Below are 12,561 nucleotides of genomic sequence, written 5' to 3' on the forward strand. Positions count from 1 at the left end.
GCCCCACGGGGCGGCCCTTCGTCGTTGTGCCGGTCGTCGCCCGGTCACGACCAGCCGTTCGCCTGCCAGGCCGCCGCCGCGTCGTCGCCGTCGAGCCACTCGATGCGCAGGGTGTGGTCGGCGAGCTCGAGGCGACCGGCCTCCCAGGCGTCGATCTCCCGGCCGCGGAGATCCGCGACGTGCCGGTCCTGGTCGTCGCTGAAGGCGTCCGTGCGGTCGGGGTCGTCGAAGTGGACGCGCCACTGCAGGCGCTCCTCGGGGTTCACGTAGGTCGGGAAGGAGTGTGGCCCCACGGTCTCCCAGTGCGTGCAGACCCGGGTCACGAGATGCCCGACCGGGGCTGCGCCGTCGTACAGGCGACCGACCCGTCGCCGGTAGGTCTCCAGGCGCCGCTCGTGCTGCCCGACTGCCGACGGCTCAACCACGGCGACCACCCGACCCGACGAGGTGAGCGCTCTCGTCGCCGTCGCCTCCTCCTCCGCCGTCCCCGCCGTCGCCCGGGGCCGAGGAGCCGCCCTCGGGTCCGCCGAGCGGGGCGGCACCCGGGCGTCTGGCCCGCAGGGCCTTGAGAGCAGCACGCGCGACGAGCAGCACGAGCGCGGCGGACACGAGCCAGGGAAGCAGCGCACCGACGGCGACGACGAGCGCGTTGAGCGCGACCAGCAGCGCGCCCCAGCCGGCCGCGAGGCCGCCGAGGAAGCCCGCCGGGCGGATCGTCACCTCGGGGGCCTGCGAGAGGACCTGGATCGTCAGGGTGGACATGTCGACCCGGTCGGTGAGCGACGAGCGTTGCGACTGGAGGCTCTCGAGCTCCGCCTGCCGCGCCGTGAGCTCCTTCTCGGCCGCCAGCAGGTCGGCGGTCGTGGCGGCCTCGCCCATGAGCGCCTGGAGGCGGGCGACCGAGGTGCCGAGCGCCTCGATGCGCGCGTCGAGGTCGATCGCCGTCGCGGTGACGTCCTGGGCGTCGAGGGTCACGTCCTGGACCTCGCCGATCCCGTCCAGGGCGTCGACGGTCGCCGTGACCCTGTCGGCGGGGACGCGGACGGTGAGGCTGCCGTAGGCCTGGTCGTCCTCGCCCGCGTGCTCGGCGCGACTCTCGACCCGGCCCCCGGCCGTCTCGACGAGCTCGCTGATGGCCTGGACCGCTGCTCGTGGGTCGGGGGCCACGACGGTGAGGTCGCCCGTGGTGATGACCTCACGGTCCTCGTCGGGGACCGACGTGCCGACCAGCCCGGACCCGCCGTCGGCGCCGTCCTGCGCGACGCTGTCCTGGCTGACCGCTCCGGCGGCGTCAGACTCCCCGGCGCCGCGGTCCGTGGCGGAGCACCCCGCGAGCAGGAGGCTGCCGAGGAGGGCGACCGTGATGATCGACGGAGTGCGGGGCGAGGTGCGCATGCGACGACACTAGGTGGGGGTTCGCCCGGAGGGCGGTGGTTCGGGCGGATCGTGACCGTCTTGTGAACTCCCCGACATCGCACCGATACACGGGCATCGTGCGGGAAGGTGCCCCGCGTGGGTCCGCGACCTCGTGCCCTTGATCTGCGGGAACGCTTCCATCCCGGCCACCCGCCCTGCACCTCGGCTGGGTGCAGGGCGGGTCGTCGCGACCTAGCCGAGCGCCTCGCGGACGCGCGGCGCGACCTCGGTGCCCAGGAGCTCGATCGCGCGCAGCGACTCCTTCTGGGGGACCCCGGACAGGTCCATCTGAAAGATCTGGCGGTCGTGGCCGAGCGCGCCGTGCAGCTCGACCACACGCTCCGCGATCTCCTCCGGGGCACCGATGAAGTAGGCCCCGCCGCGCGCGGCCGTCGCCTCGTAGGAGATGCGGTTCGGCATGGGGAAGCCGCGCTCCGCCGAGATCTTCTTCATGTTCTGCAGGTAGTACGGGTAGAAGAAGTCCCGCGCCTGCTTGCCGTCGTCCGCGAGGAATCCCATGGTCGACACCGAGACCTCGAGCGCGGCGGCGTCGTGACCGGACTGGGTCGCGGCGCGGCGGTAGAGGTCGACCAGCGGGGCGAACTGCGCGGGCTTGCCGCCGATGATGGCGTAGTTGACGGGGAGGCCGAGGACGCCCGCACGTACCGAGGACTGCGGGTTGCCGCCGGTGGCGATCGCGATGTCGAGGTGCTCGCCGCGCCCCGGCTTGTCGAACGGACGGGGCAGGATCGTCGCGTCCTCGAGCGGCGGTCGGAACTTGCCCGACCACGTCACGGGACCGCCCTCGTCGAGCAGGCGCAGAAGGACGATCTTCTCGTCGTAGAGCGCGTCGTAGTCGTCGAGGTCCGCGCCGAAGAGCGGGTAGGACTCGATGAAGGAGCCGCGGCCGGCGAGCAGCTCCACACGCCCGCCCGAGTACTGGTCCATCGTCGCGAACTGCTGGTAGACGCGCACGGGGTCCTCGGTCGAGAGGATCGTGACGGCGCTCCCGACCGTGATCCGCTCGGTCTGGGCGAGCGCCGCGGCGATCATCGTGGAGGGGGAGGAGATCGCGTAGTCGGGCCGGTGGTGCTCGCCGATGCCGGCGTAGTCGAGCCCGACCTCGTCCGCGAGGCGGATCCGCTCGAGCACGTCGCGCAGTCGCTGGGACACCGGCATCTGCTCGCCGGTCGTGGGGTCGGGGGCGTTGTCGCCGAAGGTGTAGAAGCCAAGTCGCATGTAGATGCAAACGCATGGAGCAGGGGGATATTCCCTGCCGGATGGGCGAGGATGAGGCGTGCTGATCTGCTGCGGGCTCACGACGTTGGACATCACCCAGGTAGTGGGCGCGCTGCCCGGTCCCGACGAGAAGGTCGTCGCGACCTCGCAACGTGCGACGTTCGGCGGACCTGCCGCGAACGCCGCCGCGACGGCCGCGGCGCTCGGGGTGCCCGTGCGCCTCGTCACCGCCATCGGCGCGGGGATGCTCGCCGAGGTGGTGCGCGCCGAGGTGGTCGCGGCCGGGGTCGAGCTGATCGACGTGACGACGGGCGGGCCCGCCGTCCCCGACGGCGAGGCGAGAGGGCCCGCGGTGTCGACCGTCCTGGTGACGGCCGGGACGGGCGAGCGGGCCGTCGTCAGCACGAACGCCACGGACCGTCCGGTCGCCGCGGGGGACGAGCGCGCGGTGAGCGGTGCGTTCGACGTGGTGCGGGCGGTGGGCGTCGGGGGACGAGAGCGCGACGTGCTGCTCCTCGACGGGCATCACCCTCGCCTCGCGCACGCTCTCGCGGTACGAGCGCGCGATCTGGGCTTCCTCGTGGCGCTCGACGGCGGCTCGTGGAAGGACGGTACCGCCGAGCTGATCGCGCTGTGCGATGCGGTGGTGCTCTCGCAGGACTTCAGGATCCCTGGCGGCGACGTCGGCCGGGTGCTCGAGGACGTCGCCGCCCTGGGCCCAGGCTTCGTCGCACGCTCCCGTGGGGGTGCTCCCGTCGAGGTGCTCGACGGTGCGGTCCGCTCCGACCTCCCCGTGCCGCAGACGGGTGCCGTGGTCGACACCCTGGGGGCGGGGGACGTGCTGCACGGTGCGTTCGCCGCGGAGGCGTCCCGCGGGCAGCCGTGGGGGAGCGCGCTACGGCAGGCCGTGGCCGTCGCGAGCCGTTCCGTGACGTACGAGGGCGCCCGCGGCTGGGTCGGACGCTGAGGCCCACGAGGACCACCGGTCCGTCCGGAACGGCGGCATCTCGCGGCTCCCGTGTGGTCTGACCTCCACGGGCCCCGGGGCGGGAATCGCAGCGGCCCGAACGAAGTACAACGGTTTGGTCTCGACGCCTCGAGCAGGTTGACACGCGCTTAGTAAAGGAGGTCTACTAACAAACATGACAACGGCAGTCACGCGAAGTGCAGTCACACGGAGAGGTCTGAGCACAGGTCTCAGGCCCACCTCCAAGGTGCTTCCCGAGCACGCACGCGCGCACAACCGTTCGCTCGTCCTGCAGCACCTCTTCCACGAGGGGCCGACGTCCCGTGCGGACCTTGCTCGAGCCACCTCGCTGACGAGGGTCACCATCTCCGACCTGGTCTCGGTGCTCATCGCCGAGGGGCTCGTCGAGGAGCTGGGCATCCGTCCCGGCCAGCGCGTCGGCAAGCCTGCCATCCTCATCGGGATGCGCACGAGCGCCTATCAGATCGTCTCTGTCGACCTCACGGACGACGCCCTCATGCGTGGTGCCGTGATGTCCCTGACGGGTGACTTCGTGGTGCGACAGAGCCTGCCGATCGAGGGCCGGGCAGGCACCGAGCTCGTGGATCTCCTGACGCGCTTCTGCCGAGGGCTCATCGCCGTCGCGACGCGTCCGGTGCTCGGTGTGGGAATCGGTTCTCCGGGGGTCGTCGACAGCGAGGGACGGATCGTCGAGGCGCCGAACCGCCGCTGGTACGACGTCGCGCTCGCGGAGCAGCTCAGCGAGAGCCTGGCGCTGCCCGTGCACGTCGCCAACGACGCGAACATCGCCGCCCTCGGTGAGTTCACGTTCGGCGGCGCGGACGGCACCGGCCTCATGGTCCTCACGGTCGGTGAGGGAGTGGGTGCGGGCATCATGCTCGACGGGTCCCGCGTGCGTGGGGCCGCCGACGCAGCAGGCGAGCTGGGCCACGTGACCGTCGTCGACGACGGTCTGCCCTGCGCCTGCGGGCGGTCGGGCTGTCTCGAGACCGTTCTCTCGGTGCCGGCTCTGCGCCGCGCCGTGGACGGCCTCGACAAGGAATCTTCCGATGCCGTCCTGGCCTCGGTCGGCAGGCTCCTGGGCATCGCCCTCGCGCCTGTTGTGTCAGCGCTCAACCTCGGCGAGATCCTGATCAGCGGTCCGGCGGACCTGCTCGACGGTCCTCTGCGCGACGCAGCGATCGACACCATCAACGCTCGAACCATGCCGGCCATCAACACCGGCCTCGAGCTCCGGATGGCTTCTCTCGACGAGGACGTCGTCCTCGCCGGGGCAGCAGTCCTGATCCTGTCCGGCCAGCTGGGCGTCTCATGAGCTCTGCTCCTGAGACCCCGACGGGCTGAACCGGTCCTGCAGTAATCCCAGTAGCAGTACCGCAGTACCTCCCGTATCACCTCAGGTGGTGTCATCGACGCCGCCACTTCGAATTACCGAGAGGAAGTACCCCAGTGAAGAGGAACCGCCTCGTCGCCACCACGGTGGCTTCGACGATCACCCTGGCGCTCGCCCTGACCGCCTGCGGCTCCGGCGACTCCGGCTCCGGCGACGGCGCCTCCGGCGAAGCCAAGTCCGGTGACATCCGCGTCTGGCTCGTCGGCACGGACACGCCGCAGGAAGCCCGCGACTACCTCAAGACGACGTTCGAGAAGGAGAACGAGGGCTCGACCCTCACGATCGAGGAGCAGTCCTGGACCGGCCTGGTCGACAAGCTCACGACCTCGCTCGCCAGCTCGGACAGCCCCGACATCGTCGAGGTCGGCAACACCCAGGCCCCGGCGTTCACGTCGGCCGGGTTCTTCAAGGACCTGACCGGTGAGTTCGACACCCTGGGCGGCGACGACCTCCTCCCCGCGTTCGTCGACGCAGGCTCCTACGACGGCAAGTTCTACGCCGCTCCGTACTACGCCGGTTCGCGTGCGGTCTTCTACTCGCAGCAGGTCGTCGGCGACGGCTTCAAGGTTCCCACGACGCTCGACGAGTACGTCACGCAGGGCAAGGCCCTCACGACCGAGACGCGCTCGGGCATCTACTGGCCCGGCCAGGACTGGTACAACGCTCTGCCCTTCGTCTGGGAGAACGGCGGCTTCATCGCCGAGGAGAAGGACGGCAAGTGGGAGGCCGGCTTCTCGTCCGAGGGCGGCATCCAGGGTCTCGAGCAGGTCCAGGACATCATGAACACCGCGTCGCGCGCGCCGAAGGACGGTCAGGAGACCGACCAGCAGGTTCCCTTCTGCGAGGGCAACATCGGCTTCCTCTCGGCCCCGATCTGGGTCCAGTGGTCGATCAAGGCTCCGGCTGACGCCAAGGCCCCCGGCTGCCCCGACACCTACGGCTCCGACCTGCACGCGTTCGCTCTCCCGGGCAAGGAGGCCGGCAAGCCCGCGGTCGTCCTCTCCGGTGGTTCGAACATCGCCATCGCGTCGAAGTCGAAGAACCCCGACCTCGCGCTCAAGGCGTACGAGATCATGCTCAGCGACGGCTACCAGAAGCTCATGGCGGCTGAGGGTCTGATCCCGGCGAAGATCTCGCAGGCCGAGTTCCTCCCCGCCGGGGAGATCATCGAGGCCGGCGCCGCCGCCGCCGCGACCGCGAAGGGCGTCCCCGCGTCGCCGAAGTGGGCTGACGTCGAGGCCAAGCGCTACCTGCAGGACGCGTTCGTCCAGATCGCCCAGGGTGGCGACGTCAAGGCGATCGCCGAGAAGCTCGACCAGCAGATCGAGGAAACCCTCAACAGCTGATCCCACGGGGCCCCTCCGTGAGGAGGGCCCCTGTCAGATGCCGCAGGGGTGGGAGTTCCGCGGAGCTCCCACCCCTCGGCATGACTGGCCCTGCGCGCACCACCTGTACCTGCACGGTCCTGCTCGAACCGTGCAACCCCTCGACGGAGTGAGAAAATGAGCTCATCCACCCTCGAGTCGTCCCCAGCGGTCGAGCTGAAGGACACTCTCAAGCCCCCGAAGAAGCCGTCGGCCAAGCTGCCGTGGCTGTTGCTGGCTCCCAGCCTCGTGGTCCTGGCCGTCATGGTCGGCTACCCGCTCGTCAACCTCTTCATCATGTCGTTCCAGAAGTACGAGCGCGCCCAGCTCATGGGTGTGCCTGCTGAGTGGGTCGGCTTCAAGAACTACACGGACACGCTGACCGACCCGGTGTTCTGGACGGTCCTGGCCCGCAGCTTCGCCTTCATGGTGGTCTGTGTCTTCCTGACCATGGCGATCGGCATCCTGCTCGCCCTGCTCATGATGCGCCTCAACAAGTTCTTCCGGCTGCTCGTGTCGGTCGGGCTCCTGCTCGCCTGGGCCATGCCGGCCCTGGCAGCGGTCATCGTGTGGGGCTGGATCTTCGACACCCAGTACGGCGTCGTCAACAACATCCTCACGAAGATCACCGGCGACAACTGGATGGGCCATTCCTGGCTCATCAACCCGTGGATGTTCTTCCTCGTCGCGACCCTCATCATCGTCTGGCAGGGTGTCCCGTTCGTCGCGTTCACGATGTACGCAGGCCTGACCCAGGTGCCCGGCGAGGTCCTCGAGGCCGCGTCCCTCGACGGCGCGACGCCGGCACAGCGCTTCCGGCTGATCATGGTCCCCTACGTGCGCAGCATCATGGTCGTGCTCATCATCCTGTCGATCATCTGGGACCTGCGCGTCTTCACGCAGATCTTCGCGCTGCAGGGTATCGGTGGCATCGCCGACAAGACCAACACGATCGGTGTGTACATCTACCAGATGGGCATGGCGCAGGGGCACTACGGCTCCGCCAGCGCGATCGCCGTCATCCTGGTGTTCATCATGATGGGGATCTCGTACTACTACGTGCGGCAGACCGTCAAGGAGGAGGAGCTGTGAGCACCCTCAACCCCACTGTCACGGGCACGGCCACCGCAGCGCCCCGGTCCTCGGGGAGCGGCCCGCGCAAGACCCGCGAGGGCCAGCGCAAGAAGGTCTCGAACGCGATCTACAGCGTGATCGCCGTCATCGTCTTCCTCTGCTCGGCCTTCCCCGTCTACTGGATGATCAACTCGTCGTTCCTGCCGACGAACCTCATCCGCAACAAGGACCTGACGTACTTCCCGGGTTCGTCGTTCACCTGGCAGAACTACGAGGACGCGATCTTCAACCAGGAGCGCGCGCCCTTCCTGCCCGCACTCGGCAACTCGGTCATGGTCACGTTCTTCGTGCTCGTGATCTCCATGATCCTGGCCTTCATGGCATCCCTCGCCGTGACCCGGTTCAACTTCAAGGGCCGCAAGGCGTTCATCATCGCGATCCTCGCGGTGCAGATGATCCCGGGCGAGGCCATGATGATCTCGATCTTCCGGATCGTCGACGGGTGGCAGCTCCTCAACACGATCATCGGTCTGGGCATCGTCTACCTGTCGGGTGTGCTGCCGTTCACGATCTGGACGTTGCGAGGGTTCGTCGCGGGTGTTCCTGCCGAGCTCGAGGAGGCAGCCATGATCGACGGCTGCTCGCGCTCGAAGGCCTTCTGGAAGATCACCTTCCCGCTCCTTGCCCCGGGCCTCGTGGCGACCGGAGTCTTCGCGTTCATCCAGGCGTGGAACGAGTTCGTGATGGCGCTGATCATCATGACGCGTCCCGAGTCGATGACGCTCCCACTGTGGTTGCGGACGTTCCAGCAGGCGACACAGGCGACGAACTGGGGCGGGCTGATGGCCGGATCGGTGCTCATCGCGATCCCCGTCGTCATCTTCTTCCTGATCGTCCAGGGACGTATGACCGGTGGCCTCGTCTCGGGTGCGGTGAAGGGCTGACGTGAGCGAGGTGAGAACGGCTGCCTCGTCGCTCGGCGAGGCAGCCGCCCTGCCCGGCGGCCACTCGGTCGGCCTGGACGTCGGAGGGACCAAGGTCCTCGGCGTCCTGCTCGGACCGGACGGCTCGATCGAGGGGTCGGTCAAGCTCCCGACCGTTCGAGGCCCGCAGGGTGTGGTCTCCAGTGCTGCCCGAGCAGTCCGGTCGCTGACGGACGCGGCAGGCCTCGAGCCTGCCGCGCTCGCGGGGCTCGGCCTCGGGGTCCCAGGGCTCGTCGACCCGCAGAGCGGGTCCGTGATGCACGCGGTGAACCTGGGGATCGAGGGCGAGCCGTTCGCGCTCGCCCACGAGCTGTCGTCGATCTTCGGGGGAATCCCCGTGGACGTCGACAACGACCTGAACGTCGCGGCGCTCGGTGCCTCGCACGCGATGGGCGCCGACGGCCAGGACCTGGCGTTCCTTGCTCTCGGCACGGGGCTTGCGGCCGGCATCGTGTTGGGAGGGCGGCTTCGTCGTGGCGTGAGCGGGGCAGCGGGCGAGATCGGCCACATCCCGATCAATCCGGACGGGCCGTTGTGCGCGTGCGGACAGCGCGGATGCGTCGAGACCTACGCCTCGGGCACCGCGCTCAGCGCTCGATGGCCGTCGCAGTTCGGCCGCCCGGCACCGCTCGAGCTCTTCGAGGCGGCCGCGGCCGGGAATCCCGAGGCTCTCAGGATCAAGGGCGAGTTCGCTGCTGCCGTGGCGAGCGCTGTCCGTATCCTCGAGCTGACGGTCGACGTCCGGCACGTCGTCCTCGGAGGTGGCGTGACCGGTCTCGGTCAGCCCCTTCTCGACGCCGTGCAGGAGGCCCTGGTCGCCCAGGCGAGCACGTCGCCGTTCTTGTCCTCATTGGAGCTGGAGAAGCGTGTCTCCCTGGCCCCCAGTGATGTGCCCGTTGCCGCGGTGGGAGCAGCCATCGCCGGCCGTAGGAAGGTGTCCTGATGGAAGTTGTGATTGCGCCCGCCGATCAGCTCGCGGTGCTTGCCGCCGAGGCGATCGACAGGCTGCTTCGTGCCAAGCCGACCTCGGTGATCGGTCTTGCGACCGGGTCGAGCCCGCTCAAGGTGTACGACGAGCTCGTCCGTCGCCACACGGAGGAGGGGCTGTCCTTCGCCCAGGCGAAGGCCTTCATGCTCGACGAGTACGTCGGGATCGCGGAGGACCACCCGGAGCGCTACCGCAACGTCATCGAGAAGGAGATCGCCTCGCGCGTCGACTTCGCACCGGACGCCGTGCAGGGCCCTGACGGGAACGCCGAGGACCTGGTCGCGGCGTGCGCCGACTACGAGCGCAAGATCGTCGACGCCGGCGGTGTCGACCTGCAGATCCTCGGGATCGGCACGGACGGGCACATCGCGTTCAACGAGCCGGGGTCGTCCCTCGCCTCACGGACGCGCATCAAGACGCTGACCGCGCAGACCCGTGAGGACAACGCTCGCTTCTTCGGCGACGACCTCGCGCAGGTGCCGCAGCACTGCCTCACGCAGGGCCTGGCGACCATCATGTCGGCCAAGCACCTCGTGCTCCTCGCCTCGGGCAAGGGAAAGGCGGAAGCCGTCCACCAGCTCGTCGAGGGCCCTGTCTCCGCGATGTGGCCCGCGACGGTCATGCAGATGCACCCGCACGCGACCGTCCTGGTGGACGACGCCGCGGCATCGCGCCTGCAGCTCGGCGACTACTACCGCCAGACGTTCCTCTCGAAGCCGGAGTGGCAGGGTCTCTGACCGACCCCACCTCGGCAGGCCGCGCAGGCCTGACCCCCAGTCGCCCGTCGGTTCCGATCACGCCCCTGGTCGGAGCCGACGGGTTTCTCCTTCCCCGACGTAGACTCGAGATCATGATCGAACCCCTGACCCTCCCCACCAACGGACCTGCGGCAGGCAGCCCGTCCGGACCGGAACCGATCGTCCCGGACAGCGACCCGAGCAGCGGGACGTCGACGAGCGTCCTCGAGCGCACGGAGACCACGGCGGAGGTCGAGCCCGGGGATCACGAGCGTTTCGCGCACTACGTGCGCAAGGAGAAGATCATGCAGTCGGCGTTGTCCGGCAAGCCCGTGATCGCGCTCTGCGGCAAGGTCTGGGTTCCCGGACGGGACCCCAACAAGTTCCCCGTGTGCCCCACGTGCAAGGAGATCTACGACGGCCTTCGCGCCCCGCAGGACGGCGAGGGTGATTCCGGCAAGTGAGCGGACAGCCTCTCTCGAACTCGTCCGCTCGCCCGTCCTCCAACCTTCCCCCGTCGGCTCCGCTGGGGGCCTCCTCGGCCGCTGCGTCGCACCTGTCACCGGCCTTTCCTCGTCGCGCCCCGTGGGGCACCGCGTCCAAGCTGCGTGCCTGGCAGGCCGAGGCGCTCGAGCTCTATCGCACGCGCGCGCCGCGTGACTTCCTCGCGGTCGCGACCCCTGGCGCGGGCAAGACGACGTTCGCGCTCCGCGTCGCGACCGAGCTCCTCGAGCAGGGGGTCGTCCGTCGTGTGACGGTCGTCGCTCCGACCGAGCACCTCAAGCACCAGTGGGCGGACGCCGCCGCTCGCGTGGGTGTGCGCATCGACCCGAACTTCCGCAACAGCCAGGGCCGCCACGGGTCCAGCTATGACGGTGTCGCGCTCACGTACGCCCAGGTGGCTGCCAAGCCTGCCCTGCACACCGCGCGGACCGAGGCCGAGCGGACCCTGGTCATCCTCGACGAGGTCCATCACGGCGGCGACGCCCTGTCGTGGGGAGAGGCCGTCCGGGACGCGTTCGAGCCCGCGACCCGTCGTCTCGCCCTGACCGGTACGCCGTTCCGCTCGGACACGGCGGCGATCCCGTTCGTGACGTACGAGCGCGGCGCCGACGGCATCCGCCGGTCGGCCGCGGACTACACCTACGGCTACGGCGACGCGCTGCGTGACCATGTCGTGCGCCCCGTGATCTTCCTGTCCTACTCGGGGCAGATGCGCTGGCGCACCAAGTCGGGTGACGAGGTCAGCGCCCGTCTGGGTGAGGCGCTCACCAAGGACATGACGGGCCAGGCCTGGCGCACCGCTCTCGATCCGGACGGCGAGTGGATCCCGTCGGTGCTCGCGGCGGCCGACAAACGCCTGACCGAGGTCCGCCGGGCGATCCCCGACGCGGGAGGTTTGGTCATCGCGACCGACCAGACCGACGCCCGCGCCTACGCAGGTCACCTGGCCCGCATCACGGGCAGGTCGCCGACGGTCGTCCTGTCCGACGACGACGGCGCGAGCGGACGCATCGACGAGTTCTCGGACGGTGACGGTCGGTGGATGGTCGCCGTCCGGATGGTCTCCGAGGGCGTCGACGTGCCGCGGCTCGCCGTGGGCGTCTACGCGACGTCGACCGCGACCCCGCTCTTCTTCGCCCAGGCCGTGGGCCGCTTCGTGCGTGCGCGCAGGCGCGGCGAGACGGCGTCGGTGTTCCTGCCGAGCGTGCCGCACCTGCTCGCGCTCGCGAACGGCCTGGAGCTCGAGCGTGACCACGCGCTCGACCGGCCGCTCACGGCCGAGGAGCAGGGGGACATGTACAACCCCGAGGACGCGCTCATGGCCGCCGCCAACCGGGAGGACAAGGCGTCCGACGATCTCGCGGACGGCATGCAGGGGTCCTTCCAGGCGCTCGAGGCACAGGCATCGTTCGACCGCGTGCTCTTCGACGGTGGTGAGTTCGGGACCGAGGCGGACGTCGGCTCGGACGAGGAGCAGGACTTCCTCGGGCTGCCCGGCCTGCTCGACGCGGACCAGGTCACGAGCCTGCTGCGCCAGCGTCAGGCCGACCAGATGTCCGCCCGGTCCAAGAAGTCCCGGGCGGCCGAGGTCGAGCGCAGCGAGCTCGACCACCGTCGCGCCGCTGAGCTGCGCAAGGAGCTCTCGCAGCTCGTCGGCGCGTGGGCGCGACGCAGCGGGCAGCCGCACGGCACGGTGCACACCGAGCTGCGCCGTCGCTGTGGTGGGCCCGAGGTGCCGCTCGCGACCGTCGACCAGCTCGATGCGCGGGTCGCGGTGCTCCGAGGCTGGTTCGTCGGCAAGAAGTAGTCACGGCCGACGGTCCCCGGGGATGCCGTCGTCGCGGGAGGCCCACACGCTCGGCGAGCGTGTGGGCC

General features: G+C 69.7%; 12 protein-coding genes. 9 read left to right on the forward strand and 3 right to left on the reverse strand.

Annotated elements, in window-relative coordinates; translation table 11 throughout:
• Positions 1–44 precede the first annotated feature (44 nt).
• From ACFRCR_RS11405 to ACFRCR_RS11415, 3 genes are all read right to left on the reverse strand, one after another.
• Complete coding sequence (locus ACFRCR_RS11405; RefSeq protein WP_377677628.1) at positions 45–425, reverse strand: hypothetical protein; 381 nt, start codon at positions 423–425, stop codon at positions 45–47.
• On the reverse strand, positions 418–1,395 hold the full coding sequence (locus tag ACFRCR_RS11410) for a DUF4349 domain-containing protein (protein WP_377677630.1): 978 nt from the start codon (positions 1,393–1,395) through the stop codon (positions 418–420). Before ACFRCR_RS11410 ends, ACFRCR_RS11405 begins: the two co-directional genes overlap by 8 nt.
• Positions 1,396–1,608: 213 nt before the next feature.
• Positions 1,609–2,655 carry an LLM class flavin-dependent oxidoreductase gene (locus ACFRCR_RS11415; protein WP_377677632.1) on the reverse strand — a complete coding sequence of 349 codons (1,047 nt, stop codon included), beginning with the start codon at positions 2,653–2,655 and terminating at the stop codon, positions 1,609–1,611.
• A gap of 58 nt (positions 2,656–2,713) precedes the next feature.
• Here ACFRCR_RS11415 and ACFRCR_RS11420 point away from each other — a divergent pair, with 58 nt between their 5' ends.
• The 9 genes from ACFRCR_RS11420 (at position 2,714) to ACFRCR_RS11460 (ending at position 12,493) form a co-directional block, all read left to right on the forward strand.
• On the forward strand, positions 2,714–3,622 hold the full coding sequence (locus ACFRCR_RS11420) for a PfkB family carbohydrate kinase (protein WP_377677634.1): 909 nt from the start codon (positions 2,714–2,716) through the stop codon (positions 3,620–3,622).
• 175 nt (positions 3,623–3,797) lie between these two features.
• Entirely contained in the window at positions 3,798–4,958 is a 1,161-nt protein-coding gene (locus ACFRCR_RS11425) for an ROK family transcriptional regulator (RefSeq protein WP_191794342.1), read from the forward strand.
• A gap of 134 nt (positions 4,959–5,092) precedes the next feature.
• Positions 5,093–6,382, forward strand: coding sequence for an extracellular solute-binding protein (locus tag ACFRCR_RS11430; protein ID WP_377677636.1), 1,290 nt, complete (start codon positions 5,093–5,095; stop codon positions 6,380–6,382).
• A gap of 156 nt (positions 6,383–6,538) precedes the next feature.
• Positions 6,539–7,492, forward strand: a complete 954-nt coding sequence (locus ACFRCR_RS11435; protein ID WP_377677638.1) for a carbohydrate ABC transporter permease — start codon at positions 6,539–6,541, stop codon at positions 7,490–7,492.
• Entirely contained in the window at positions 7,489–8,418 is a 930-nt protein-coding gene (locus ACFRCR_RS11440) for a carbohydrate ABC transporter permease (protein WP_377677639.1), read from the forward strand. Before ACFRCR_RS11435 ends, ACFRCR_RS11440 begins: the two co-directional genes overlap by 4 nt.
• A gap of 1 nt (position 8,419) precedes the next feature.
• Complete coding sequence (locus tag ACFRCR_RS11445) at positions 8,420–9,400, forward strand: ROK family protein (protein WP_318243935.1); 981 nt, start codon at positions 8,420–8,422, stop codon at positions 9,398–9,400.
• A complete protein-coding gene (gene nagB, locus ACFRCR_RS11450) occupies positions 9,400–10,182 on the forward strand; it encodes a glucosamine-6-phosphate deaminase (RefSeq protein ID WP_336706317.1) in 783 nt (260 codons plus the stop codon). Before ACFRCR_RS11445 ends, nagB begins: the two co-directional genes overlap by 1 nt.
• 113 nt (positions 10,183–10,295) lie before the next feature.
• Positions 10,296–10,646, forward strand: a complete 351-nt coding sequence (locus ACFRCR_RS11455; protein ID WP_138823974.1) for a DUF3039 domain-containing protein — start codon at positions 10,296–10,298, stop codon at positions 10,644–10,646.
• Between the two features lie 62 nt (positions 10,647–10,708).
• Complete coding sequence (locus ACFRCR_RS11460) at positions 10,709–12,493, forward strand: DEAD/DEAH box helicase (RefSeq protein WP_377677641.1); 1,785 nt, start codon at positions 10,709–10,711, stop codon at positions 12,491–12,493.
• Positions 12,494–12,561: the final 68 nt, after the last annotated feature.

This window comes from Oerskovia sp. NPDC056781, from assembly GCF_042789955.1.
GTDB classification, from domain to species: domain Bacteria; phylum Actinomycetota; class Actinomycetes; order Actinomycetales; family Cellulomonadaceae; genus Oerskovia; species Oerskovia rustica.

Bases quoted from the DNA above. Each gene is read 5' to 3' on its own strand.
- ACFRCR_RS11410 (WP_377677630.1), bottom strand. From the start codon at position 1,395: ATGCGCACCTCGCCCCGCACTCCGTCGATCATCACGGTCGCCCTCCTC.
- ACFRCR_RS11415 (WP_377677632.1), bottom strand. From the start codon at position 2,655: ATGCGACTTGGCTTCTACACCTTCGGCGACAACGCCCCCGACCCCACG.
- ACFRCR_RS11425 (WP_191794342.1), top strand. From the start codon at position 3,798: ATGACAACGGCAGTCACGCGAAGTGCAGTCACACGGAGAGGTCTGAGC.
- ACFRCR_RS11435 (WP_377677638.1), top strand. From the start codon at position 6,539: ATGAGCTCATCCACCCTCGAGTCGTCCCCAGCGGTCGAGCTGAAGGAC.
- nagB (WP_336706317.1), top strand. From the start codon at position 9,400: ATGGAAGTTGTGATTGCGCCCGCCGATCAGCTCGCGGTGCTTGCCGCC.
- ACFRCR_RS11455 (WP_138823974.1), top strand. From the start codon at position 10,296: ATGATCGAACCCCTGACCCTCCCCACCAACGGACCTGCGGCAGGCAGC.